We start from the raw sequence: 25,223 nt of genomic DNA on the forward strand, positions 1-25,223 counted from the left end.
TAAAATTCTGAATTGCCGAAAGATTCAGATATAAATGCCCTTTATTTTGGGCTAATGAGTTGTCAGGAATATGTATCTTTGCTACCCAAAAATAAATTTGGTTTGGTACAACTACACGATTTGAAATTTACGCCCTTTATTTCTGAAGCCGAGATCAACGTTGGGATTGAAAAAGTGGCAGCAAAGATCAATGAAGATTTTGAAGGAAAAACTCCTGTGTTTCTGGGGGTTTTAAATGGTGCTTTTCTCTTTGCTTCTGAAGTGATCAAGAGATTTAAAGGAGATTGTGAGGTGAGCTTTGTAAAGTTGAGCTCTTATGAAGGGACTTCCACAACCGGTGCGGTGAACTCTTTGATGGGGCTTACCCAGTCCCTGGAAGGTCGTCATGTGGTGGTGATCGAAGATATCGTGGATACGGGAAATACCCTGGAAAGTCTTGATAAGATCCTAGAAGCTGAAAAGGTGGCGCAATACAAGATCGCAACGCTTTTCTATAAACCAAATTCTTATAAAAAATCTTTGCCCATTGATTACGTTGGAATGGAAATTCCCAATGACTTTATCGTGGGCTACGGCCTGGACTATGACGGACTTGGTCGAAATCTTACTCAGGTATACAAACTTAAAGAAACAAAGATGACAAACATCGTGTTGTTTGGCCCTCCGGGAGCCGGAAAAGGGACTCAAGCTACCATTCTTAAAGAAGCTTACAACCTAAAACATATTTCTACCGGAGATGTTTTTAGGTTCAATATTAAAAACGAGACCGAATTGGGAATGATGGCCAAGTCTTATATGGACAAAGGGCAATTGGTTCCTGATGCAGTGACCATTGATATGCTCAAAGCTGAGGTTCAAAAAGACCTAGATGGAAACGGTTTCATCTTTGACGGTTTCCCAAGAACTGTTGCCCAGGCTGAAGCTCTTGAGGAATTATTGAATGATGAAGGGACCGAGGTAAGCGCGATGATCGCATTGGAAGTGGAAGATGATCTTTTGGTTCAACGTTTATTGGAAAGAGGGAAGACCTCCGGAAGACCTGATGATGCGAATGAAGAGGTCATTAGAAGAAGAATAAAAGTATACTACGAAGAGACTGCTATTTTAAAGCAGTTCTACCTGAAGCAGAATAAGTATTTTGGAGTGAATGGGGTAGGTAGTATTGAAGAAATAACAAATAGGTTAAAAGCGGTGATCGATCAACTTTCTTAGTTGACGATATATCGCAATCAAAATATAAGGTAAGGCACATGACTGAAGGGAATTTTGTAGACTATGTAAAGATCCATATTAACTCCGGAAACGGGGGAAAAGGTTCTGCCCATTTGCATCGTGAAAAATATATCACCAAAGGTGGACCAGACGGTGGAGATGGAGGTCGTGGAGGTCATGTTGTCTTGAAAGGGAACAAGAATCTTTGGACCTTATTTCACCTAAAATTCAAAAGACACGTAAAAGCTGGGCACGGAGAACACGGAAGTAAACAACGAAGTTCCGGTGCCGACGGGGAAGATCAATATATTGAAGTGCCTTTAGGTACTGTGATTCGCGATACCGAAACTCAGGATATACTTCATGAGATCACTGAAGATGGACAGGAAGTGGTCATTGCTGAAGGTGGAAAAGGAGGCTTGGGTAACTGGCATTTCAAGTCATCTACAAACCAGACTCCAAGATACGCTCAGCCGGGAATCCCGGGTGAGGAGAAAGACATTACCTTAGAGCTTAAAATATTGGCCGATGTCGGATTGGTAGGATTTCCTAATGCCGGGAAATCTACATTGCTTTCTGTGATCACAGCAGCAAAACCAAAGATCGCTGATTACGAGTTCACTACTTTAAAACCGAATCTTGGGATCGTACAATACAGGGACTTCAAAACTTTTGTTGTTGCCGATATTCCCGGGATCATTGAAGGCGCTGCAGAAGGTAAGGGGATTGGTCACCGATTCCTGCGTCATATTGAAAGAAACTCTACGTTGCTTTTCCTTATTCCTGCAGATGCCAAGGATATTACAAAGCAATATGAAATTCTTGTAGATGAGTTAAGGCGTTACAATCCAGAAATGCTGGATAAGGATCGCCTTATTGCCATTTCCAAAAGTGATATGCTGGATGACGAATTGAAAGCGGAATTGAAGGAGGAGTTGGATAATGCTTTTGATGTGCCTTATATGTTCATTTCTTCTGTTGCCCAGCTGGGCTTGACCGAACTTAAAGATAAGCTTTGGGAAATGCTTAATAAAGAAGTTGAATAGGTAACTTGTTCATATTGAGCGTGTTTTTTCTTATTTTTAAAGGAAAAGCACGCCATGAAAATCTTCAAATATCTTTTTTTACTAATATTCATTGCCTCCTGCAATGCGCCTCAGGCTGTTTATGATTATGATGAACAGGCTAATTTTTCTACTTATAGATCCTACGGAATTTATCCCGACCTAAGGACCGGGCTTAGTCAGCTTGATGAACGCAGGTTGATAGAGAGTATAGACCGCGCCATGAGGAGCAAACAATTATCCGCTTCAGAAGATCCTGATCTTCTTTTAAATATTTATTCCGAAGAATTCAGAAAGGAAAGTGATTCCCGCCTGGGAATTGGTGTGGGAGGTACCGGAAGAAATGTTGGAGTAGGTGTGAGCGGCGGAATTCCAATTGGTGGTACAGAAACCTATCTTCGCCTCACTTTTGACCTTATTGACGCTAATACGAATGCTCTTGTGTGGCAGGCAGTGGTGGAAAGTGTGTTTGATCTTGATGCTTCGCCTGAAATGCGCCAGCAAAAATTTGATGCCATCGTGGAAAAGGCTCTTAAAGGATATCCTCCAAAAAGGTGAAATTACAAAAATTTAAAAAGCCCTGAATTATCAGGGCTTTTTCATTGGTTGGTTAGTTAGAGGAAGCTAGTTCATAACTTTGAATTCGCTTCTTCTGTTTATTGCATATTCCTCCTCAGTACACATGTCTGGTTTGGTGCAATTATTTAATGGCATAGTTTCGCCATATCCTTTTGAAGACAATCTGCTTCGGTCAATCCCTTTGCTTACGATATATTCCAGTGTGGCAGCTGCCCTTCTTTCAGAAAGATTTAAATTGTATTCATCAGGTCCTCTGGCATCAGAATGTGAACCTATCTCCAATTCTAATTTTGGATAGTCTTTCATGATGTTTACAACCCTGTCAAGAACTATTTCAGCTTGCGGTAGAATTTCAGATCTGTCAAAGTCAAAGTAAATATTAGCAACATCACGTAATTGTTGTGCTCCTGTCACTACATTTTCTTCGACCAATTCTTTAGCGACCACCTCTTCCGGCTCAGTTCTAACGATCTCTTCTCTGATGAAAGAGTAGAGGCTTTCAGACCCATTGTCAACAGATGCGAAATAACCTTTGTCGTCCCCGGGTTTTATCACGAAGGCGAAATCATCATACCCGCTATTAACCGTTCCGCCAAGGTTTTGCGACTCAGTATAGGTTCCGTTTTCCACGTCGGTTCTAAAGATATCCAGGTTACCGAATCCGGTTCTTCCGTTAGATGAAAAGTAAAGCACATCTTCACTACTCATAAAAGGAAATTGTTCCCTATGAACTGTATTTACATTTGGTCCTAGGTTCTTTGGTTCTCCATAAGTTCCGTCCTCATGAACGTCTACCACGAAAATGTCAAAAGATCCCATGGTGCCCGGCATGTCACTTGCAAAATAAAGTTTCTTGCCGTCTGCGCTTAAAGAAGGGTGTTCGGTAGAATATTCGTCACTGGCGAAAGGAACACGCTGCACATTTGTCCATTCTCCGTCAATCAATTCTGCACGGTAAATACTAATATGCGCAACCTTTATTCTTTCGTTGTCTGCTCTCACACGTTCCTCATTGGTTCTGTTGAAGAACATAACGGTATTGTCTGCATTAAAAGTAGCCGAACTTTCGTGGGTGTCAGTATTGATCTCACCGGGGAACAGTTCCACGTCGCTCATTTCTCCGTCAGCTGACATTTCAGCTGTAAAAAGATCAAGGTATGGTTTCTTGTTCCAGATGTAAATAGGTCTTTTCTCATTACGGGTAGATGCGAAAACCACGCGATCACCCATGTAAGCGACTCCAAAATCTGAAGAAGAATTGTTCTGAGCTAATTTTTGAACTCTGAAAGAATGAGGTGCTACAGTGTCAAGTTCTTTGGCAAGCTTGCGTAAACTTACTTCTTTCTTGAAATACTCGCTAAGAACTTCATCTGCTTCCTGATGTTTACCCATTGCTCTAAGAGCATGTCCATATCTAAACCTGTATTCCGGGGCAATATTGCCGTCAAAACGGTTAAATAGTTCTTTATAATTACCTTCAGCACTTAACATTCGGTTAGTGTAGAAATAAGAATCTGCCAGGTTTTGCAGCACATGCTGGTCCTTGTCAGAAATAAGCCTGTACACTTCAGAAGCATCCATATAAGCTCGTTCCTTAAATAACCTGTCAGCTTTACTTACACTAACATTTTGAGCAAATGCCGAAAAGCCTATTACTGTGATTAAAAGTGTTGTGTAAAATCTCTTCATATAGTTTTTTTAAAAGAATCTTGGTGACTTATTGTAACCTCTTGAAAGTATATCCAGATCGAACAAAATCATGATCTCATGTGAACCGTCGTTATAATCACCTAATACAGATGTAGTGTAATCATAAGCATATCCTACTCGAAGGTCTGGCGTAACTCTGAAATTTACCAATCCGCTTACGGCGTCATCTAGCCTGTAGGCAACACCGGCTTCGAGGCGGTTGTATAGCAAAACGTTTGCGGTCACATCTAATGATAAAGGTGCATCTTGTACGCCTCTTAACATGAACGCAGGCTTTACTTTGAAATCTTCGTTGATATCAAATACATACCCCCCGGTTAGGTAGAAGTGAACATTCTCTTCACCTATCCCAACTAGGCCTTCATTTTCTTCAATGTGTTTTGAAGTTAACAGGTTTGGTGCAGATAATCCTATATAGTAATTATCTTCGAACCAATAAGCCCCAACTCCAAAGACCGGAAACGCCTCATTCATGTCCCTCATGGCCGGATCTGTACCTTGTTGTGGAGTACTAAGGCTGGTAAGGTCGGCATCGAAGAAATTAACTCCCCCTTTTATTCCCAGGGAAAGTTTAGCTGTTTCTGTTACCGGAAGCACATATGCAAAGTTTGCAGTAATGTTATTTTCCTTTTCAATATCCCCGATTTCATCGTGCACTATGGTCACCCCTAGCTCTACTCTTTTAGATAAAGGAGTTTGAGCGAAAACATTGATAGTTTCCGGTGCACCTTCCATACCGGCCCACTGGTTGCGATATATCAAACCGGTCCTTAACAAGCCTTCTTGGTCTAAGGCATAAGCCGGGTTAACCACACTCATGTTATACATGTATTGGGTGAAGTGTGGATCTTGTTGAGCATTACCCTCAAAGGAGAGGAGGGCAATACTAACAACGAATAAAAATTTTATAATTGAATTTTTCATACTATTCTAATGTTTCAAATTATCTGGTTAGATACAAACGTCCTTGTGTAGGCTTGGTTTCACCGTCATTATACTCAATTACGTAGAAGTAAACACCTACCGGCACTTCCTTGCTTCCTATCGCTCCTTCTGTAGCCACACCATTCCATGTGTCGTTAGAAGCATTCCCTTTAAAGACAGGCTGTCCCCATCTGTTAAAGATCTTGATGCTGAAGTCAGGATATTGCTCCCCGATAAAGTTCACCTCGAAAACGTCATTTATGCCATCTCCGTTAGGACTGAATGCTTCAGGGATAGGAAGCGGGCATTTTTCGAGTTCTGCTGTTACAGCCAATCTTTGAGAGCTTTCACATCCCGTAGCAGTATCTGTAAGTGAAGCGTAATAGATAGTTCCGTTCACCAATAATTCAGAAGTGCTTAAAACACTTCCACCTGTTGGCGCATCGTACCAGGTCACATTTGAATCGTTCATTGCGATATCCCCAATGGTAGGTTGATCTACCATACAGAAGATATTTCCACCCGAAACCATGGTCGGGGTTGGAGCGTCATTAATTATTACCACGGCAGTTGCTGCATCAGACTCACATCCTTCCGGACTCATTTGTGTTGCGTAATAGTTACCACTAACTAAAACATCTGTTGCCGCAGCAGGTGTTGTTAATGCGGCATCTGTATACCATTGAACCGTGTTGCTGGCATCCGGAGTTACAGGAAGGTCAGCTACGGTAAGTCCAACAGAAGCACATTCTTCCACATCTGAAGTTGCAGGAGCTCCGGGAACCGCGTTAATTGCTACGGTAATAGTAACACTTGCATCTGCACAGGTGGTTGTGGATGGAACGGTATAGGTGTAATCACCGGCAATATCAACAGCCGGGTCAAACATAAAGGTTCCGCTTGCTAAAGGAGGGTTGATTGTTCCATTAGTATCTGCTTCTCCTAAAATGGATGGATCGATCATGCTTACTAGATCAAATTCTGCGTCATTCGCGCAAACAGCTACGGGAGTATCTACTCCTGCGTTTGGAGAGTCTAAAATGGTAACTGTTACCGCTGTTCTTGCTGTACAGGTACTACTTGCATTTCCGGCGTAATAAACTGCCTGGTCTTCAAGTTCTGTAGTTGGATCAATCGGAGTGTTGTCTGTTGGATCAGCACTGGCGTACCAAACGGCGTGTGATGGTAAAAGATCACTTACCCTTGGGAAATCTGCTCCCGTACCATCATCTACAGTTTCACAAAATTCAGGAGTAATGTTAGCAACTATAGGGCAAGCTTCGGCTACAAAAACCGTGGAAGATGATTCGCAGCCATTAGCTCCTACCGTGTAAGTAAAGGTGGAAGGGGCTAAATCTACAGCCGGATCAAAATTCCCACTTACAACTGTTCCGTCTTCAGCAGTCCATACCCCTCCTGTTGCAGGAGTGCCGCCTAACGCTGTGAACAGGTCTATTACTGTATTATCACCTTCGATCAACTGGTAAGTAGCACTTGTTCCTGAATCCGGAGATTGGTTTACAGTAATAGTAAAGTCAGCTGAATCTGTACAGGAGCCTGTAGTTAACGTATATTGAGTGGAAAAAGTTCCCACCGGGTTAGTACCGAAATCGGCACCAAGGGTTTCCAGAGGCGGATTAAAGGTTCCGCTTTGATCTCTGTCGGCTATAAAGGAATTAAATACAGCAATAAGGTCATCTCCGGTAGTGAAATCTGCACTACAGTAGGTCTCACTTACCGGTTCACCGGCATCAGGTGCTTCAGTAACAGTAACGCTTACGGTATTTACCGCGTCGTCACAGTAATCATCTCCTGCTACCGTATAAGTAAAGTCGTGTGTTCCAACTCCCCATACTGCAGGATCAAATGAATTTGCTGTAAGCACCGGCTCAAAAGTTCCTCCCGCATCAGGGGTTCCTGAGATCTCATTATAAAGATCAAAGGCAGGATCGTTCGCGCAATAAGTTAGCTCTGTTGCAGTACCTGCATTCGGTGCTTTGGAAATTGATGCTATCACTCTTGCAGTCGTACAGCTTCCGTCTTCCAGTGCAAGAAAATATTCTGTTGCATGAACTAAGGCCTCGGTTGGATCCAGAGGTGTAGTAAAAGTAGTGTCTGCATACCATGTTCCGTCAGCCGGAGAAAGATCTGCTACGGTAGCATTATCGGTTTCGCAAAAATTTTGGGTTTCGTCAACAACTGTTAATGGGGAAACGGTTACTGTAACGGCAAGTCTGTTTATACTGTTACATTCAGTACCAATTGCCGATAAGTAATAGGTTTTACCATCTACCAATGGAGTGTTTATACTTAATTCTGTCACCGATGTTTCAGAAACAAAATAGCGATTGTCTGTATTGGTGACTATATCTCCAAGGGTCGGGTTATTCGCCGCACAGAAAGTTTGGGTTGCCTCACCAGTTGGTGCAGGTTCACTAATTAACTCAATTTTTACGCTTTGACGGTTAGTTCTACAAGATCCGTAAGGATTTGCCTGGTCTACCCAATAGGTTGCACCGTTTACCAATTCGGTGTTATCTGGCAGGACTGTAGAAGAATTCTGGCCGTCATACCATTGGATGGTTCCCGATTCATCTGCGCTTGTGCGGATATTACTTAAGTAGATATCTGGATTGTTGACATCGGCAACACAAAAAGTTAAAGATGGTAATGATTGTTTTGTGGTTTGCGACTTGTTGTCATTGATACCAAGAATTTCAGGCTGGCTATAAATAGTTACCGTTACTTCTGAACGACTTCCAGCACAGCTCGCAGTATTTGTTCCTGCGTAATATATTGTGTTTGTAGCTAGAAGTTGAGTGTCAGCAAGGGGTGTGGTTGAAGTTTGATCTGCATACCACACAACATCTGTGCCCTGTGCGCTAAGATCCTGGACTTCCGGAATAGCGGAATCACAAAAATACTGCTGGTTTCCTGCATCGGATAAATTTTGATCAACTGCAGTAGGACATGTTGTTTGTCCGTACAGGGCTGATCCGCTGATTAATAGTAAGGTAAAAAGGAAGAAAGGTAATCCATTTTTCCTTGGAGTAAAATTTCGCATAGGCTCTAAATGTTAAGGTTGTTCACTTTTTGAATTGGGTTCAAATTTATAGCAAAGATTAAAAAAAAACCTTAAACTACTGTTAAGTTGAGGTTTAAAGGCAGCACCCTTTGTGATGGTGCTAATTTGCTGATGTAGGGTGGGTTAAAAGTACAAATATAATTTTAATATAATATTATTAAGAATTCTTTTACAAAGAGTAAGTTAAAATAATACAACGAAATCGAGATCCTTGATCTTCAGTGTATAAAATACCCGCCATACAGTTTCCTTTTTTTACTCGATTGCTTTCAATTATCTTTACGCCAAAAGACATTTTATGCGCATACATTTTATCGCGATTGGTGGCAGCGCCATGCATAACCTCGCACTTGCCCTTCAGGAAAAAGGAAATGACGTAACCGGAAGTGATGATATGATATATGAACCTTCCAGGTCAAGATTAGAAAGAAAAGGCTTGTTGCCAACTGAATATGGCTGGTTTCCTGAGAAGATCAGTTCAGATCTTGATGCAGTAATATTAGGTATGCATGCTAAGGAAGATAACCCTGAACTACAACGCGCAAGGGAACTGGGTTTACAAGTATATTCCTATCCTGAATTCCTGTATGAACAGTCTAAAGAGAAAACAAGGGTTGTAATTGGCGGTTCGCATGGTAAAACTACCATTACCTCTATGATACTACATGTTTTGAACTATCACAATAAGGAGGTAGATTATATGGTAGGGGCACAATTAGAAGGTTTTGACACCATGGTGCATCTAACTAAAGAAAATGATTTCATCGTCCTAGAAGGAGATGAATATTTATCTTCCCCTATAGATCGCAGGCCAAAATTCCATTTATACAAACCTAATATCGCCTTGATCAGTGGGATTGCCTGGGACCATATCAATGTGTTTCCAACTTTCGAGGAATACCTTGAACAGTTTAAAATTTTCATAGACTCTATTGTTAAAGGCGGAATCCTGGTCTATAATGAGGAGGATGAAGAATTGAAAAAGTTAGTCGACCAAACCACCAATACAATTAGAAAACACCCTTATAGCGTACCGGAATATTCTGTGGAAAACGAGGTAACCATGCTGCAAACTCCGGAAGGGGATATGCCGGTGGAGATATTTGGAAGACACAACCTTCAAAACCTTGCAGGTGCTAAATGGATCTGTCAGCATATGGGCGTGGATGAAGAAGATTTTTATGAGGCTATCGCGACATTTTCCGGGGCTTCAAAAAGACTGGAAAAGGTGGCTGAAACTCCAAAAACGGTAGTTTTTAAAGATTTTGCTCACAGTCCGTCAAAGGTGGCGGCGACAACCAAAGCGGTCAAGGAACAGTATTCCCTGCGAAAAGTGGTGGCGTGTCTGGAACTCCATACATACAGCAGTTTGAATGCAGAATTTTTAAGTCAATACCAAAGTGCTCTTGATAGTGCTGACGTGGCGGTAGTCTATTATTCTCCTGAAGCAGTAAAGAACAAACGTTTGGAAGAAATTTCCGAAGAACAGATTTTTAAGGCTTTTCAAAGAAACGATCTAATCGTTTATACTAATTCTGAAGATTTCCAAAATTTCCTAAGATCTAGTGATCTTGACGATTCTGTTCTATTATTAATGAGCAGTGGGAATTATGGTGGATTAGATTTTGATGAAATATCAAATTGGATTAATTAGGGCGGGTCTTATGTCTTTGATTTTCATATCTTTAAATAAAAGATATCAATGCGAGACGGAGATCAGACTTCATTCACTATTAAGAATTGGGCACACGATGACCGTCCCCGGGAGAAACTTCTGAATAAAGGTCGAACTTCTTTAAGTGATGCTGAGCTTTTGGCGATCCTTATCGGTTCGGGTAGCCGAAATGAGTCGGCTGTTGATCTTTGTAAAAAGATATTGGCTCGTTCAGAATTCAGCTTAAATGAACTGGGGAAACTCAGTGTGAACCAATTAATGGAGTTTAAGGGAATTGGTGAAGCAAAGGCTGTGACCATAGTGGCAGCCCTTGAACTTGGGAGACGCAGACGAACCGAAGAGGCGCTGGAAAAAAAGAAAATTTCATCAAGTAATTCGGTTTTTGAATTGATGCAGCCTATTATAGGAGATCTTCCCCACGAAGAGTTTTGGGTCATTTATCTTAATAACTCCAACAAAGTCATTGACAGATTTCAGTTAAGCAAAGGTGGAATTACCGGAACTCTGGTAGATGTCCGGCTTGCTTTAAAAAAGGCACTTGAGCTCGGTGCTACTTCTATTATACTGGCTCACAATCATCCTTCCGGTGCTCTTAGTCCAAGCAGCGCTGATAAACAATTAACCCAAAAGTTGAAAACTGCAGGAGAGAGTCTTGATATCAAGATCCTCGATCACTTAATTGTCACAGAGAAATCCTATTTTAGCTTCGCCGATGAAGGCTTGCTTTAATTTCTGGCTGTATGCTTTTAATCTATACACAAAAGATCACCCCGCGTATTACGTATGTGTTTAAGCATGTCTGTACCCGTATTTTGGGGATCCAGGTGGGCTTCACCTCCAAGATCGAAGAGTTTGTAGCGCATGAGGGGATGAAGTTGTCGTACGGAAAACAGAGCCTCGCAAACGAAGTCTTTATTCAAAACGTTGATCTTCTGTTGGAGCAGGGGATGACAGATCTGGAAGTGAAAGTGCAGCAATGGGATGATGTTCCTTGTTTTTTTTCTGTGTCAGATAACAGTTCACTCCCGTTCGATATTTTTGCAGCTTCCTTTTTCCTTTTGAGCAGGTATGAAGAATATTTGCCACATGTTAAGGATATAGAGGGAAGGTTCCCTGCTTCGGAAAGCCTTGCTTTTCAGGAAGGATTTTTAGAGAAGCCCGTTATAGATATTTGGGCTTATAAATTCAGGGAAGTACTTAAAGAGAAATTTCCTGTTTATGATTTTCCTGAAAGAAAATACCTTACAGAAAATATAATATCTGTTACTGAAGCTTACTGTTATAAAAAGAAAGGTGCGGTAAGGGTCTTGCTTGGTTTTTTGGAGGATATTTTTCAGCTGAAGGCTAAATATGTGCTTCACAGGATCCAGGTAATGATGAAGTTGAAACGGGATCCTTTTGATGTTTATGACAGAATACTACGGTTTCTTAAAAAACATGGTATTCCCCTGAAGTTTATGTTTCAGGTAAGTGATTTTTCAACTCACGACAGGAATATTAACCATAACAGGCTGGAATTTCAAAGTTTGATAAAGTCGGTGGCAGATTATGCCGAAGTGGGGTTGCAACCCGGTTTTTTCGCTAATCAAAAATTCAGTTTTTTGAAGGAAGAAAAGACGAGGCTGGAAAACATTTTAAAGAGGCCGGTCACCAGTGCTATAAATAATAAATACAATCTGTTGCTGCCAGATACTTACAATCATATGGTGGAACTGGATTTCCAGAATGATTATTCTATGGGCTTTCCTGAAAAAATAGGTTTTAGAGCCGGAACCTGTACGCCGTTCTTGTTCTATGACCTGAATTTTGAGATCACTACCCCTTTACTGCTTCACCCATATGCCATCAATATTCAGGCGATGCAGAAATTAAAAGAAACTGAAATTGAATATAAGGTTCTGGAAATAAAACGACAAGTCAAACTTGTGAACGGTACATTGATTTCAGTCTTTTCAAACCAGGATTTTTCGGAGTACTCTAACGCTAAAAGGAATAGGAATATATTAAAGATCGTAAATGAAATTTACTGAGGTACAACACATATTTTTTGATCTGGATCATACCCTGTGGGATTTTGATAAAAACTCCGGTCTTGCTTTTAGTTCCATCTTTGAAAAGAACAGCATCGCTGTGGAATTAGAAGTTTTTCTGGAAAAATATACTCCCATTAATGCCAATTACTGGAAACTTTATAGGGAAGATAAGGTTACGAAAGCAGATCTAAGATACGGCCGCTTAAAGGAGACCTTTGACAGCCTTGAGATCAATGTCTCCGATGATCAAATTGATCGTCTGGCTATAGATTATATTGAGCACTTACCCAATCACAACCATTTATTGGAGGGGACTATTGAAATACTTGATTACCTGCATCCTCGCTACAAATTACATATTATCACCAATGGTTTCAAAGAGGTGCAACATCGAAAGATGGAAAGCTCCGGAATTCTTAAATATTTTAACAGTATTACCACTTCAGAAGATGTGGGAGTAAAGAAACCGCACAGGCAAATTTTTGAAGTGGCCTTAAAAAATGCTGCTGCACGAGTAGAAGAAAGCATCATGATTGGGGATAACCTGGAAGCAGATGTTATGGGTGCTCAAAACTTCGGAATGCCCGCCATCCTTTATAATTATTACCGTCAGGAGATCCAGGGAGATTTTCATCAGGTGCTGAAAATGAAAGATTTAACTAAATATTTTTAGCAATAACTCTTTCTCAAGTCCGTTAAGATTGTAAATTTGCCCCCATGAAAAATCTTAAAGACTTGTTAAAAGTCCCCCTGCTTTCGATTGTCTTTATTTTAGTATTGACCTCTTGTGTAAAAGATGTCGAATTGGATCAGATAGATGAAATCCAGCTTACGCCTACAGCAGTCATCGATCTTTTAGATTTTACCCTGGAAGCCGATCTTTTAGCTTTTGAACAGCAAGAAACCATTGGTTTTGATCGGGAAGTCACCTTTGAGGTGGTTACAGATGATCTTAAACAAAACGTTACGAGTGTTGACTTGTTTTTTGACACCACAAATTCCCTTCCACGAAAGTTTCAAGCTACTTTATATTTTATGACCGATAGGAATAGGGTTAATCACACTATTTCTTTTGATATACTTCCCGGAAACAAGGAGACTCCTCAGATATCGACTTTGAAGGAGACTATTGAAGGAGAGGCGCTTAACGCTCTTAATGAGTCCAGTAAGATCAAGATCAGGATGGAAATGGATCCGGGTCCCGGTGCTACCGAAGGTCAGCTTCAGCTTCTGTCAACTGCGGCTTACAACTTCGAATTTTAAAAATGAAAACTGGCTGGGTAATTTTATTGCTCCTGACGGTGTTTGGCATTTCAGCGCAGAATAAGCAGTTGCTGTACAATGTGAATTCCCTTCCGCAGAACCTAATGACCAATCCCGGGGGTGAAACCCGGTTTGATATGCATGCGGGACTTCCTTTTTTCTCTCACCTTTCTTTTTCCGCGGGTTCTTCAGGAGTGAGTATGTATGATATTTTTGGAGGGAAGGAGTCAGATGTCAACGAGAATATCAATAATTCTTTAATTTCTATTACTGATAAAGATTTTTTCAGTGTGCGAGATCAGATCGAATTGGTCTTTCTGGGTTGGCGTGATAATAGTCAGAACTATTTCTCTGTCGGAGTATATCAGGAGACCGATGTATTCGCCTATTTCCCTAAGGATATTGCTGTATTGGCCTGGGAGGGAAACCAAAATCAGAAGAATTTCCATCTTTCAGATCTGGCTTTTACCGGAGAAGTGTTGAACGTTTTTCATTTTGGCGCTACTCATTATTTTTCAGAAGACTTGAATATAGGGGTGAGAGGGAAGGTCTACTCCAGTGTTTTTAATGTTAGAAGTGTGGATAATAAAGGGGATTTCTTCTCTTCGGGTAGTTCTGCCAATAATGTCTCCAGACCAATTCTTCGGAAAGTTGATATTCTGGTTAAAACTTCAGGTCTTGATCCTTTGTTGAATTCTGAAACCATGACCGACAAGGAATTGCTTGGGCAGTTTAAGAGTCAGGCGTTTTTAGGGGGTAATATTGGCTTCGGAATAGATCTTGGTTTCACTTATTTTCTTGATAAACACTACCGCATTACCGGAAGTATCCTGGATCTTGGGATGATCAGTCATTCCGAAGATGTCAAAACTTTCAGATATTCAGGGGAATTCGATGCCACGTCTCAAAGTACCCTTGATCCTGATCATCCGGATAGTGGAGAACTTGGGGAATATTTTCAGGAGGAGGAGCTCGGTGATCCATATGTGAGTTTTAGGCCTGTAAAATTAAATGCCTCCATAGATTATGGTTTTGAGGAGGAGTTGGAGCCTTGTAAATGCAGGGAGCCGATTGGCAGGAGGCGGTATTTGAATCATGTGGGATTCCAATTATTCAGTATGAAACGCCCCAAGGGTTTTGTTCATGCAGCTACCCTTTCTTTTGATCGAAAGTTCTCTGATAATTTCTTCGGAAAGCTGACTTACACGGCAGATGCTTTTTCCTTTTCCAACATCGGACTTTTGTTATCGGGAAGATTTTCAAATTTTAATCTTTATCTTGCTGCTGATAACCTTCTGGATTATCCCAATCTGGCCAAGGCCAGAAATGCTTCTGTTCAGGTTGGCTTCCAGTTCATATTTAATAAAGGATGAAAAATGGCATTTTAGGATTGATCTTGATCCTGGGAATTTCTTTCTCGAGTTTTGGTCAGAATCTTGGCGAGTACCGGTATGTAAGTGTTCCCGATAAATTTGAATTTCAGAAGTCAGAAAACCAATATAAGTTAAATGCGTTGACCGCATTCCTTTTTGAAAAATATGGTTTTGAGCCTATTTACAGAATGAGGGTTCCTGCCGGGACAGATCCATGTTCCATTGTAGAAGCCGATGTTATAGATGATTCAGGATTTTTCACGACTAAAGTTTACGTCACGCTAACAAACTGCAGAAATGAACTTGTTTTTACTTCTCAAACCGGGGCAAGTAAAGAGAAAGATAATCAAAAGGCATATCACGAAGCTTTACGGGAAGCTTTTAAATCAATAGAGGCTCTTGAGCACAAATATGAAGAACTGCCTGCTGAGGTCATAATAGATCCTGTAGTAAGTGCAAATGAGCGTTCGAACGTTTCTCCAGATTCTATTGAGGATATTGAAGTGATTGTAGATCCCGTGGTTTCTGCGGAAGAAAGGGATGCATTGAAAAACGAAATAAATAGAGAGAATGCTGAAAAAGCTTCTTTTGAAGATACTTATTATGTAAATGGATCAGAGGTGTATAAGCTCAGTAAATCTCCTTCGGGTTTTGATTTCCTCAAAGAGGCCTCTCAGGAAAAATGGGCGGAACTTGTAAGATCTAACGGGGGGGAGTATTATCACTTCTCTTCAGAAAAAATGAAAGGAATAGCCTTTTTTGACGGGAATGGTTCACTCGTTGTCGAATACATTGAACCGGTTGCCGGCCAGTTGGTCACCCTTATTTTCAGAAAGAGGAATTAATAACCGTATTTATTTTTCCACCGTTTCTTTAAAAATTCACGTTGGGCATTTTCCCTTTGATTATTTCCGGGCTGGAATAAGGTCGTATTGGCGATTGCATCAGGGAGGAATTCTGCTGCAGCGAAATTACCTTCATAGCTGTGGGCGTATTTGTAAGCATCACCGTACCCTAGATCTTTCATGAGCTTGGTAGGAGCATTTCTGATAGATAAAGGAACCGGAAGGTCTCCGGTTTTTCTAACCAGGGTTTGTGCCTCGTTAATAGCTTTATAAGAGGCATTACTTTTAGGCGAAGTGGCCAGGTAGATACAACACTGACTTAAAATGATCCTTGATTCAGGGTATCCAATAGTGGAAACCGCCTGAAAAGTATTGTTGGCCATGATCAAGGCGGTTGGATTGGCATTGCCGATATCCTCACTTGCAAGGATCAAAAGCCGTCTCGCAATGAATTTCACATCTTCACCACCCTCGATCATGCGGGCTAGCCAGTAAACTGCCCCATTGGGATCACTGCCTCTGATCGACTTAATGAATGCCGAAATGATGTCGTAATGTTGTTCTCCTGTTTTGTCATAGAGAACCGTGTTCTTCTGCACCTTTTTGAGAACCATTTCATTGGTGATCTCAACTTCGTCTGAATTTTCGGAAGTCACCAGTAATTCAAAAATGTTTAGGAGTTTACGGGCGTCTCCTCCGCTTAATCTTAATAAGGCTTCAGTTTCATTGAGCTTGATCTTTTTTAGCTTGAGGATCTCATCCTCCTTCATGGCGCGATCCAGCAATGCGATAAGATCGTCTTTTGAAAATGAGTTTAATACGTATACCTGGCTTCTCGAGAGTAATGCGGGGATCACTTCAAAGCTCGGATTTTCGGTAGTGGCTCCAATCAAAGTGACCCAGCCTTTTTCCACTGCGCCTAAAAGTGAATCTTGTTGGGATTTACTGAATCTGTGGATCTCATCTATAAACAGGATAGGATTTTTGGTGGTAAACAAGCCTTCACTTTTCTTGGCTTTTTCGATCACCTCCCTAACATCCTTTACCCCGCTACTGATCGCGCTTAAGGTGAAAAATGGCCTGTCAGATTCGTTGGCGATAATATTAGCTAAAGTTGTTTTTCCTACTCCCGGTGGCCCCCAAAGTATCATACTGGGGATAATGTTATTCTTGATTTGTTGGCGAAGGGCGGCATCAGCTCCCACAAGATGTTGTTGACTTAAATAGTCATCTAAGGTACGGGGGCGTAAACGTTCAGCTAAAGGTTTATTCATGCTGTAAAAATACAAATTTGGCAGGGGAGGATGAAATTATTGAGTTCTTTTAAGATTTCATTTCATGACTTCATGTCACAAAAATGTTCGGTCCGGTGTTCTTGGTTATAGGAACCGCTTTTCTTGGCAGAAAAGAAAATATTGGCTACTTTTTTGAGATGAAATCTCATATGAAAAGAAAAGTTGAGCATCACGATCCATTTGTGTTCACTCCGGGTGTTCTAGGTTATCCATTGGCCTTTGTTTTGGCTATTTGGATCGTATTTTGGATCGAGATAAGATTTGGTTTTGATTTTACCAATTTCGGGGTGTACCCAAGGACTTTGGAAGGTTTACGAGGAATCCTGGCTTCTCCTTTCATTCATAGTGACATGGAACATCTCTTCCATAATACTATTCCCTTGTTAGTTTTATCTACCTCTCTATTTTATTTTTACAGGAAACTGAGCTGGAAGATCCTTTTATACGGGCTTCTTGTAACCGGGATCTTAACATGGTCTATTGGCAGGCCTGCATTTCATATTGGAGCAAGCGGTATAATATATATGCTTGCCGGGTTCTTATTCTTTAAAGGAATATTTTCTAAATACTATCGTTTGGTTGCTCTCTCGCTCATCGTAGTATTCCTATACGGGGGATTATTATGGTATGTAGCGCCTATTGATCCCAAGATCTCCTGGGAAGGTCATTTATCCGGTTTGGTTACCGGGCTTCTCTTTGCTCTTGTTTACAAGAAAGATATCGTGATTACTCCAAAATATGAGTGGGAGAAAGAGACCTATAGGGAAGAAGATGATCCGTTCATGAAACATTTTGATGAAAACGGGAATTTTATTGAGCATCTTAAGGAAGAAGATGAAGATCCTGAATACATCTATCACTTTCGGAAAAAAGAGGATCCCTCTGAATAAAAACTCTTATGGCTTAGAGGCGCTGACGTACCACTTCATACAAAAATGCTCCGCAAGCTACCGAAACGTTCAGTGAGCCAATAGTTCCCATTAATGGAAGTTTAGCCTTCTCGTCCACGATCTTTAATACCGATGGGGAGATGCCTTTTCCTTCATTTCCCATTACAAGAGCTAAAGGTTGTGAAAGATCTTTAGAGTAGATAAGGTCATCTGTCTTTTCTGTTGCTGCTACCACTTTGATATCTGAAGACTGCATGTAGTAAATAGCATCTTTAATGTGATCTACTTTTATTATGGGCACTTTAAAAATAGCACCTGCTGAGGTTTTTACGGTATCAGCCGTTACCGGAGCGCCGCCTTTTTTCTGAATGATTATTCCATCCACTCCACAACATTCTGCGGTACGAATGATAGCTCCAAAGTTCCTTACATCATCTATCTGATCGAGAAGCAGGAATAGGGGAGAAGTTTTTTTCTCTAAGGTCTGAGAAACTACTTCTTCTAAACTGGCGAATTCTACCGGTGATATTTTAGCTACTACTCCCTGGTGGTTTCCTTTTGCCAACCTGTTAAGTTTCTCTACGGGGACGTAGGAAATATTATAGCTCTCCTGTTTAAGATGTTGCTGTAATTCCTGGAAAAGGTGACCGCTAAGTCCTTTTTGAATAAAGATCTTGTCTATGGTCTTGTTGTTCTGAAGGGCTTCAATAACGGCTCTAATTCCGAAGATGGTAGTTGTATCTGTCATGCAACAAAGATAGATTTAAAATTTATTTTTCCTGAAGAATAAAAAAACCATCTCTAGTTGAGATGGTTCTTATTATAAAATGAAAGTGTTGTCTTAAATCATTTCGACGGCTTTCTTTAAATTTTCCACTCGTTTAATGTTTCCGCTTATTTGATCTTTTTCTGCCGGAGTCAATTCCAAAAGTTTATAGATCTTTTTCTTGCTATTTGGAACTTCGATCAACATGTTAGTGTCGGTCATGAAATAGAGTTCATCTTTAATCGCTATCTTCTTTTCATAAAGGCCTAAAGAAGTGCTAGACTGCACATCTTTTATTTTAAGTTCATAAATGCGTACAAGGTCAAATTTATTCCCATTGGCTAACACCTCAACGTAATTTTTACTTCCAGGGGTAGTCATGTTTGGATTAGGGATAAAACTTTGTTCCTGTTTAATAACTTCTAAAATCACCTCTTTTTTGAGAAAATACACTTCATTATCAACCTTCATTTCAAACTTATCTGTAAACAGGTTATAATTACAAGGTAAACTGAAATTAAGTCCTTCCTCCTTTAGGTTGGTTCTCACTACACAAGTTGGCCAATCGTCAAACAGGTAAACATCTCCTCTTATTTTATCTGAGTATTCACCGGCATATACCTTATCAATACGTTGTAGGGCAAAATCATCTATATTATTTGATAACATATTACCAAGGGGACCAGTATCCCTTTGGACCTGAGAATAACTAATTGAGGTTAAAAGAAAAATAACAAACAGAATTTTTTTCATTGAAATAAAGATTAAGTGATTTATGATTTTGCTTTCGGAAATATAATGTTTTATTTCAAAAGTAGATAATTTCATATCTAAATCCTTAAAAATTTAGTGTTTTAGAAACTGAATTTTTAAAGTTGGTTTTAATTTTAGCGACTGCTGTAATAAAAAAAGGGTTGCCAGTATAGGCAACCCTTTAGAGTATAAGGAGATATATCGAATTAGTCTATATCCCAGAAAATTGTGTTAGTCTTAGTGTCTCCACCAATTGCTGAAGCTGCTGCCTCATAACCTGATGGGTTAAGAGTTGCCTCAGATGCCGGGTACAGGAATCTTGTAGGAATATCTCCAAGGGTCATGCCTTCCGGTGCTTGGAATGGAAGAGAATCTAAAATTCTCCAGGTTGTCCAACCTTCAAATGCGTTATTGTAAAGCGCGATCCATTTTTGTTTAGCGATTTTTGCTAAATCATCTCCTGGAGCCGTTGCCCAAGCAACATCTGGCTGAGCTAAGTACGCTTGAGCCTGAGCTTCAGTAAGACCCCACTCCAAGAAAGAAGCGGTAACACCTGCTTCGTAATGTGCTTGAGCAGTTCCCCCTACACTATAATTACGAGCAACAGCCTCAGCTAATAAGAAGTGTACTTCAGAAGCAGTGATAATATCACCGTCTAAATCAGGTTGCTCCAATATAGTTCCAGGTAATGAGAAAGAAGAAGGGGAGTTAGCACTTCCGTACACTCCTCCAATGTACTCTCCATTCACTGACTGGAAGTAAACTTCTAGTCTTGGGTCATTTAATGACTTTAACTCATCTACAAAAGTATCGGCACCCACGAAATCAGTACGTCCACTTTGAACCAATGTTACCCATAAAGGATTTGTGTTAGGAGCTCCACCGAAGTATTCAATAGCGAAGTTGTCACTATTATCAAGGATTAAACTTCCCGCAGCTGCACTTTGAGCAAGTTGGCCATCACGAATTCTCATTGCTAATCTAAGTTTAAGAGAAGTAGCTGCTTTCTGCCATTGAGAAACATCTCCATTATAAACCGGGTCTGCCACGGCATCAAATCCTCCAGATCCGTTCATTCCTGCAATTGCAGCATCTAATCTGGTAAGTAGATTACCGTAAATAGTAGCAGCATCGTCATAAGACGGAGATGGATTTGTTGGGTCTAATGCATCTGTATAAGGTACATTTCCGAAAATATCAACCAATGCAGAGTAAGCATAAACTTGCATGAACTCTATTTGAGCAAGCTTTACCTGGTCAGGTGACGCCTGAGCACTGATTATTTCTTTTGCTCCTTTTAGATCCTGTAATACATCACGGTACACAATATCCCACATGTTTCCTCCAATATTACGGGAAACCTGGTTGTATTGACTTTCATCTGGGTATGTGGTTTGTGCCCAATACTGTGCATATAACCTAAACACATTGACGTTTACGCTTCCAGTATGCATAAGGTCAAAGAAGTTTCGGGTCCCGTTTGTAAAAAGACCTTCTGCAGGAACTTGCGTCGGGTTCTTTGTATCTCTGTTAAGGTTTTCATCAACATCACACGAGGTAATCATGAAACCTAAACATAATATTGTTATAAGTGTTTTTTTCATTTTTTCTTAAATTAAAATTCAAAGTTTACAGATAATCCAACTGTGCGTAATGTTGGGTAAGATCCAGAAAGGTATCCTTGAGCATTTCCAGCACCTAAACCAGATTCTGGATCTGCGAAAGGTACGTTCTTGTCAATGATCCAAAGGTTTCTTCCTATTAAAGAAATATTACCTGAATTCATCATGTCTCCAAACCATCTTTTAACAGGTAGCTTGTAGGTGAATGCCAATTCTCTTAGTTTCACGTAAGATGCATCGTAAACTGTTAAAGCAGCCGGGTTTCTACTTGAGTTACCCCAGTAAAATGCACCACCGTAAAAATCAGCTCTTGCTCTGGTAGTGTTTGGCTGACCATCTTCAGTCACACCTTCGTTAAGAACACCTCCGCCATCGGCAACCGCGTCTCTAACTGGATTTCCTAATTCATTAAGTCCAGCAGTATAATATGGAAGACCGGTTCCTTGACCGTAGTGTAAATCCAAAGAGTAAACATCTCCACCTTGTTGAACATCGATCAGGAAACTTAAAGTTAGATCTTTGTAAGATATTTTGTTTGAAACACCACCTGTCCAGTCTGGATTAGCATCTCCAATTACCTGATCAGCCACTGCTTTGTAATAACCACTAGAGTTTACAACTCTTTGACCATTCAAGTATTCAAACCCAGTACCTCTTAAAGTGTTATAAGGCTGACCTACGGTGGCATTTAAAGAAACACCTCCTTGGTAGCGATTCAATACTAGGTTTGTCTGATCTCCGTAAAGGTCAACTACAAGGTTGTCATTTTTAGCCCAGTTTACATCTATTGTCCAGTTGAAATCATCGTTAGTTACCGGTACTAAATGTAATCTTGTTTCAACACCTTTGTTCTGAAGCTCTCCTGCATTTACCCATCTAAATCCGAAACCGGTGGAAGTGGATAAAGATACTGGCATTAACTGATCTTCAGTATTCTTTTTGTACCATGTAACGTCAAGTCCGATTCTATTGTTAAATAGTCTTGCTTCCAGACCTACCTCAATTTCTTTAGTTCTTTCTGGTACAAGTTCTGAGTTTTGCTTAGTTCCAGGGAATGAGAACATTCCTGCTCCTCCAAAACCTTCATTGATATCATAAGTGTCAAATACGTTGTTAGCAGGAAGGTCATTACCAACTTCTGCATAACCAGCTCTTAATTTACCAAAGCTCAACACATCTGATTCAAATAAGTTTGAAAAGATCAAAGAAGAACTCACGGCGTAGTAGTTATACTCGTTGTTATCAGCTGGTAAAGCCGAGGAAATATCATAACGATCTGTCAAATCAAGGAAAATAGTGTTGTTATATCCTAAAGATGCCTGAGCGTAGAATCCGTTTACTTGCTTTTCTCGTAGGTTTTCTACTGGCTTAGGGTTAGAGTTAACAGAGTTTGATAAAGAATAAAGTCCTGGTACAATAAGTCCTCCGGCAGTAGCCTGGTGATAGAAGCTGTTCTTCGTTCTACGAACGTTCATACCAGCTACACCGGCAACGCTAAATTCACCGTCATCACCAAAATCGTGATCTACGTTTAACATTAAATCATAGTTGTACTCGGTGAAATCGATATCTTTTCTGTCATAACCAGAAGATTCAGTATCTCTAAGAACTCCAAATGGAGCACCTACAGATCCAACTGCTCTTCTTTCCTCTCTCAATTCCTTATAGGTATCTACCGCTGCTTTAGCAGTAATATCTAGCCAATCTGTTGCAGAATAAGTTGCGAATAAGTTCCCGTAGAAACGGTTTCTGTTATCTGTCTGGTAGTTCTTGTAACGAGTCCAGTAAGGGTTATCCCAATAGTGTGGCTGTAAATAAGATCCTCCTAAAGCACCTTCGTGGTTCCAGGAAATGTTTTTTCCTGTCTGTTCAAAGATCTCTCTTTGAGACTCCATGTCCACGTTTACCTGCCACCACTGTCTAAACTGTGACATTAAGTTATCACTGTATCCAGTAGAGTTCCTACCGGTAGTTCTCTGTACAATGAAGTTAGCAGAAGAACCAGCTCTTAATTTGTCATTAATTTTCAAATTACCATTAAGGTTGAAAGAGTTCTTGTTCAAGTGCTGGTTTGGAAGCATACCTTCCTGATCATAATTTGTATAACCAAGTCTGTAATCCATTCTGTCATTTCCTCCGGCTACCGCTACAGAGTTAACAAACTGCATAGAAGTTTCGAAGAAATCTGCCGGTGTAGTTGCTCCTGCAACATATGGTCTAGGAGTTAAATAATTTGCGTGCTCAGGTACGAAAGCATCCCATTGGTAAACTACAGAACCATCTAATGGCGCACCATAAGATGCATCATCGTAAGTTGGAACTACAAGGTCAGCCGTTCCGTCACCATTCATGTCAATATCTTCAAAGTATCCTGTAGATCCATAGTATGGTCCATAACCTGCACCATATTCGTCTTGATACTCTAGGAAAGTGTCTTTGTCGATCTCACCTACGGTAACACTTGAGCTTACTGTAACTCTGGCATCACCTTTCTTACCTTGCTTGGTGGTAATGATCACAACCCCGTTCGCACCTCGAGAACCATAAACTGCAGAAGCAGCGGCACCTTTAAGTACGTTGATCGATGCGATGTCCTCTGGGTTAATATCAGACGCTGCGTTACCGTAGTCATAACCTGTACTACCACGTTGCTGAGAAGCAGTGTTGTTAATGTTGTTCGAGATTGGAATACCATCGATAACAAATAACGGCTGGTTGTTCCCTGTCATGGAGCTTACCCCACGAATTAGGAAGTTGGCAGATCCACCAAAGTTGTTGTTGGCTTTGATCTGTACACCACTTACTTTACCAGAAAGGTTGTTAATAACGTTATCAGTCTTAACTGTAGAGACATCATCTCCTGCAACTTCCTGAGTTGCATAACCAATAGACCTCTTTTCTCTTGAAATACCAAGAGCTGTTACCACAACTTCTTCTAATTGAGCAGCATCTTGTTGTAATACTACATCAATCTTGTCGTTGTTGGCAACAGTGTACTCTGCGGTTTTCATTCCCAGGAAAGAGAATACCAAAACTTCGCCTTGACTAGCCTCAATTGAGTAGTTTCCGTCAAAATCAGTTTGTTGACCACGAGTGGTACCTTTTACTAAAACGTTAACCCCTGGTAAAGGCATACCGGAGTCGTCCGTCACCGTACCGGTGATTAATTGTTGTTCCTGTGCAAAAGTTATTTGCACAACTAACGCCAGTAATAGCGTTAGAATTCCACTAAACTTTGTTTTCATTTTTAAGATTTGTTTGAATTAGCCAATGCCAAAAATGATAATTAAATGTTAAGCAGGCAACTTTTTGCCTCAAAAATTTTTCTTTCCTCCGTATTATGAAGCAAAATTTAGGGTTTTGTTAACTTTTAATAAGTTTTTATGAGATTGCTTCATTATGGAAATCTCAGTCAAACTTTATTTAATCGGTAATTTTTTAAATATACGCAATGATATTGCTCAAAAAATGAGGAAATCTAATTTTATGAGTGTTTGAGTGGGAATTTTAAAATTAGGGAATGGTAAATCACTTCAGGTTTTAAGGGGGTATATAATAAGGAGTGAAAAGGAGGTTGTATAATAACGAGTGAATGAGTGGTTTTTCTTGGATCTGATTATTCTATTTCAGGATAAAAATCAACTCTTCTGAAAATTAATGAATTAAGATTTGAATAATTAGGTTTTATTTCTACCTTTGCAGACCTTTTAAAAAAGGGAATATTATAAAACAATAATTAGTGTAAAAGAAATTATGCCAACAATTTCACAATTAGTACGAAAAGGAAGAGCCAAGATTACCAAGAAGAGTAAATCGGCTGCTTTGGATTCGTGCCCTCAAAGACGAGGTGTTTGTACGCGTGTTTACACAACTACTCCTAAGAAGCCTAACTCTGCAATGCGTAAAGTTGCAAGGGTAAGGTTGACCAATGGAAAAGAGGTGAACGCATACATACCTGGTGAGGGGCACAACCTACAAGAGCACTCGATAGTATTGGTTAGAGGCGGAAGAGTAAAAGATTTGCCTGGAGTTAGGTATCATATCGTTCGTGGAGCTTTAGACACCGCTGGTGTAGAAGGTAGAACACAGCGTAGATCCAAGTATGGTGCAAAACGCCCTAAAAAGTAATTAAAA

The 25,223-nt window shown here is 40.3% G+C and carries 20 protein-coding genes; 12 read left to right on the forward strand and 8 right to left on the reverse strand.

The genetic code is table 11. From position 1 onward, the window contains the following. Positions 1–102: 102 nt before the first annotated feature. From ACFQ1G_RS13130 to ACFQ1G_RS13140, 3 genes are read left to right on the forward strand one after another with little or no spacing between them, the layout of a single operon-like run. On the forward strand, positions 103–1,212 hold the full coding sequence (locus ACFQ1G_RS13130; RefSeq protein ID WP_380740263.1) for an adenylate kinase: 1,110 nt from the start codon (positions 103–105) through the stop codon (positions 1,210–1,212). A 38-nt stretch (positions 1,213–1,250) separates the two neighbouring features. Then, complete coding sequence (gene obgE / locus ACFQ1G_RS13135; protein ID WP_380740265.1) at positions 1,251–2,258, forward strand: GTPase ObgE; 1,008 nt, start codon at positions 1,251–1,253, stop codon at positions 2,256–2,258. A 54-nt stretch (positions 2,259–2,312) separates the two neighbouring features. Beyond that, complete coding sequence (locus ACFQ1G_RS13140; RefSeq protein ID WP_380740267.1) at positions 2,313–2,834, forward strand: DUF4136 domain-containing protein; 522 nt, start codon at positions 2,313–2,315, stop codon at positions 2,832–2,834. A gap of 66 nt (positions 2,835–2,900) precedes the next feature. Here ACFQ1G_RS13140 and ACFQ1G_RS13145 read toward each other — a convergent pair whose 3' ends face one another. The 3 genes from ACFQ1G_RS13145 to ACFQ1G_RS13155 are packed head-to-tail and all read right to left on the reverse strand — an operon-like array spanning position 2,901 to position 8,553. Beyond that, the gene (locus ACFQ1G_RS13145) at positions 2,901–4,544 is read right to left on the reverse strand and encodes an OmpA family protein (protein ID WP_380740269.1); all 1,644 of its coding nucleotides are present in this window, start codon (positions 4,542–4,544) and stop codon (positions 2,901–2,903) included. A gap of 9 nt (positions 4,545–4,553) precedes the next feature. After that, positions 4,554–5,489 (reverse strand): PorP/SprF family type IX secretion system membrane protein, encoded by a 936-nt coding sequence (locus ACFQ1G_RS13150; protein ID WP_380740272.1) that lies wholly within the window; start codon positions 5,487–5,489, stop codon positions 4,554–4,556. 19 nt (positions 5,490–5,508) lie between these two features. Further along, positions 5,509–8,553, reverse strand: a complete 3,045-nt coding sequence (locus ACFQ1G_RS13155) for a gliding motility-associated C-terminal domain-containing protein (RefSeq protein ID WP_380740274.1) — start codon at positions 8,551–8,553, stop codon at positions 5,509–5,511. Positions 8,554–8,872: 319 nt separating this feature from the next. Here ACFQ1G_RS13155 and ACFQ1G_RS13160 point away from each other — a divergent pair, with 319 nt between their 5' ends. The 7 genes from ACFQ1G_RS13160 to ACFQ1G_RS13190 are packed head-to-tail and all read left to right on the forward strand — an operon-like array spanning position 8,873 to position 15,763. Then, on the forward strand, positions 8,873–10,228 hold the full coding sequence (locus ACFQ1G_RS13160) for a UDP-N-acetylmuramate--L-alanine ligase (RefSeq protein ID WP_380740275.1): 1,356 nt from the start codon (positions 8,873–8,875) through the stop codon (positions 10,226–10,228). A 48-nt stretch (positions 10,229–10,276) separates the two neighbouring features. Then, positions 10,277–10,978 carry a RadC family protein gene (radC, locus tag ACFQ1G_RS13165; RefSeq protein WP_380740276.1) on the forward strand — a complete coding sequence of 234 codons (702 nt, stop codon included), beginning with the start codon at positions 10,277–10,279 and terminating at the stop codon, positions 10,976–10,978. A gap of 11 nt (positions 10,979–10,989) precedes the next feature. Then, on the forward strand, positions 10,990–12,279 hold the full coding sequence (locus ACFQ1G_RS13170; protein WP_380740278.1) for a polysaccharide deacetylase family protein: 1,290 nt from the start codon (positions 10,990–10,992) through the stop codon (positions 12,277–12,279). Continuing rightward, positions 12,266–12,955, forward strand: coding sequence for a YjjG family noncanonical pyrimidine nucleotidase (locus ACFQ1G_RS13175; protein WP_380740280.1), 690 nt, complete (start codon positions 12,266–12,268; stop codon positions 12,953–12,955). Before ACFQ1G_RS13170 ends, ACFQ1G_RS13175 begins: the two co-directional genes overlap by 14 nt. Before the next feature lie 44 nt (positions 12,956–12,999). Beyond that, entirely contained in the window at positions 13,000–13,545 is a 546-nt protein-coding gene (locus tag ACFQ1G_RS13180; RefSeq protein WP_380740282.1) for a hypothetical protein, read from the forward strand. Positions 13,546–13,547: 2 nt separating this feature from the next. Continuing rightward, on the forward strand, positions 13,548–14,918 hold the full coding sequence (locus ACFQ1G_RS13185) for a DUF5723 family protein (RefSeq protein WP_380740284.1): 1,371 nt from the start codon (positions 13,548–13,550) through the stop codon (positions 14,916–14,918). Beyond that, entirely contained in the window at positions 14,915–15,763 is an 849-nt protein-coding gene (locus tag ACFQ1G_RS13190) for a hypothetical protein (protein WP_380740286.1), read from the forward strand. The genes ACFQ1G_RS13185 and ACFQ1G_RS13190 overlap by 4 nt, the downstream gene beginning before the upstream one ends. Here the strand turns inward: ACFQ1G_RS13190 and ACFQ1G_RS13195 are convergent. After that, positions 15,760–17,037: a replication-associated recombination protein A gene (locus ACFQ1G_RS13195; RefSeq protein ID WP_380740288.1), complete on the reverse strand. Its 1,278-nt coding sequence runs from the start codon at positions 17,035–17,037 to the stop codon at positions 15,760–15,762. The genes ACFQ1G_RS13190 and ACFQ1G_RS13195 overlap by 4 nt on opposite strands. 170 nt (positions 17,038–17,207) lie before the next feature. On the opposite strand from ACFQ1G_RS13195, the gene ACFQ1G_RS13200 reads away from it, so the two are divergent. Then, positions 17,208–17,948 (forward strand): rhomboid family intramembrane serine protease, encoded by a 741-nt coding sequence (locus ACFQ1G_RS13200; RefSeq protein WP_380740290.1) that lies wholly within the window; start codon positions 17,208–17,210, stop codon positions 17,946–17,948. A 13-nt stretch (positions 17,949–17,961) separates the two neighbouring features. On the opposite strand, the gene rlmB is transcribed toward ACFQ1G_RS13200, so the two are convergent. From rlmB to ACFQ1G_RS13220, 4 genes are all read right to left on the reverse strand, one after another. After that, positions 17,962–18,696, reverse strand: coding sequence for a 23S rRNA (guanosine(2251)-2'-O)-methyltransferase RlmB (rlmB, locus tag ACFQ1G_RS13205; RefSeq protein ID WP_380740292.1), 735 nt, complete (start codon positions 18,694–18,696; stop codon positions 17,962–17,964). A 93-nt stretch (positions 18,697–18,789) separates the two neighbouring features. Next, the gene (locus ACFQ1G_RS13210; protein WP_380740294.1) at positions 18,790–19,467 is read right to left on the reverse strand and encodes a hypothetical protein; all 678 of its coding nucleotides are present in this window, start codon (positions 19,465–19,467) and stop codon (positions 18,790–18,792) included. A gap of 206 nt (positions 19,468–19,673) precedes the next feature. Further along, positions 19,674–21,071 (reverse strand): SusD/RagB family nutrient-binding outer membrane lipoprotein, encoded by a 1,398-nt coding sequence (locus tag ACFQ1G_RS13215; RefSeq protein ID WP_380740296.1) that lies wholly within the window; start codon positions 21,069–21,071, stop codon positions 19,674–19,676. 11 nt (positions 21,072–21,082) lie between these two features. Further along, on the reverse strand, positions 21,083–24,334 hold the full coding sequence (locus tag ACFQ1G_RS13220; RefSeq protein WP_380740298.1) for a SusC/RagA family TonB-linked outer membrane protein: 3,252 nt from the start codon (positions 24,332–24,334) through the stop codon (positions 21,083–21,085). 508 nt (positions 24,335–24,842) lie between these two features. On the opposite strand from ACFQ1G_RS13220, the gene rpsL reads away from it, so the two are divergent. Continuing rightward, positions 24,843–25,217 (forward strand): 30S ribosomal protein S12, encoded by a 375-nt coding sequence (gene rpsL, locus ACFQ1G_RS13225; RefSeq protein WP_010230128.1) that lies wholly within the window; start codon positions 24,843–24,845, stop codon positions 25,215–25,217. Positions 25,218–25,223: the final 6 nt, after the last annotated feature.

The organism is Salinimicrobium gaetbulicola, from assembly GCF_042676025.1.
Lineage (GTDB): Bacteria > Bacteroidota > Bacteroidia > Flavobacteriales > Flavobacteriaceae > Salinimicrobium > Salinimicrobium gaetbulicola.

Excerpts from the sequence above, each read along its gene's own strand:
- obgE (WP_380740265.1), top strand. The coding sequence starts at position 1,251 with ATGACTGAAGGGAATTTTGTAGACTATGTAAAGATCCATATTAACTCC.
- ACFQ1G_RS13140 (WP_380740267.1), top strand. The coding sequence starts at position 2,313 with ATGAAAATCTTCAAATATCTTTTTTTACTAATATTCATTGCCTCCTGC.
- ACFQ1G_RS13145 (WP_380740269.1), bottom strand. The coding sequence starts at position 4,544 with ATGAAGAGATTTTACACAACACTTTTAATCACAGTAATAGGCTTTTCG.
- ACFQ1G_RS13150 (WP_380740272.1), bottom strand. The coding sequence starts at position 5,489 with ATGAAAAATTCAATTATAAAATTTTTATTCGTTGTTAGTATTGCCCTC.
- ACFQ1G_RS13155 (WP_380740274.1), bottom strand. The coding sequence starts at position 8,553 with ATGCGAAATTTTACTCCAAGGAAAAATGGATTACCTTTCTTCCTTTTT.
- ACFQ1G_RS13160 (WP_380740275.1), top strand. The coding sequence starts at position 8,873 with ATGCGCATACATTTTATCGCGATTGGTGGCAGCGCCATGCATAACCTC.
- radC (WP_380740276.1), top strand. The coding sequence starts at position 10,277 with ATGCGAGACGGAGATCAGACTTCATTCACTATTAAGAATTGGGCACAC.
- ACFQ1G_RS13170 (WP_380740278.1), top strand. The coding sequence starts at position 10,990 with ATGCTTTTAATCTATACACAAAAGATCACCCCGCGTATTACGTATGTG.
- ACFQ1G_RS13175 (WP_380740280.1), top strand. The coding sequence starts at position 12,266 with ATGAAATTTACTGAGGTACAACACATATTTTTTGATCTGGATCATACC.
- ACFQ1G_RS13180 (WP_380740282.1), top strand. The coding sequence starts at position 13,000 with ATGAAAAATCTTAAAGACTTGTTAAAAGTCCCCCTGCTTTCGATTGTC.
- ACFQ1G_RS13185 (WP_380740284.1), top strand. The coding sequence starts at position 13,548 with ATGAAAACTGGCTGGGTAATTTTATTGCTCCTGACGGTGTTTGGCATT.
- ACFQ1G_RS13190 (WP_380740286.1), top strand. The coding sequence starts at position 14,915 with ATGAAAAATGGCATTTTAGGATTGATCTTGATCCTGGGAATTTCTTTC.
- ACFQ1G_RS13195 (WP_380740288.1), bottom strand. The coding sequence starts at position 17,037 with ATGAATAAACCTTTAGCTGAACGTTTACGCCCCCGTACCTTAGATGAC.
- ACFQ1G_RS13200 (WP_380740290.1), top strand. The coding sequence starts at position 17,208 with ATGAAAAGAAAAGTTGAGCATCACGATCCATTTGTGTTCACTCCGGGT.
- rlmB (WP_380740292.1), bottom strand. The coding sequence starts at position 18,696 with ATGACAGATACAACTACCATCTTCGGAATTAGAGCCGTTATTGAAGCC.
- ACFQ1G_RS13210 (WP_380740294.1), bottom strand. The coding sequence starts at position 19,467 with ATGAAAAAAATTCTGTTTGTTATTTTTCTTTTAACCTCAATTAGTTAT.
- ACFQ1G_RS13215 (WP_380740296.1), bottom strand. The coding sequence starts at position 21,071 with ATGAAAAAAACACTTATAACAATATTATGTTTAGGTTTCATGATTACC.
- ACFQ1G_RS13220 (WP_380740298.1), bottom strand. The coding sequence starts at position 24,334 with ATGAAAACAAAGTTTAGTGGAATTCTAACGCTATTACTGGCGTTAGTT.
- rpsL (WP_010230128.1), top strand. The coding sequence starts at position 24,843 with ATGCCAACAATTTCACAATTAGTACGAAAAGGAAGAGCCAAGATTACC.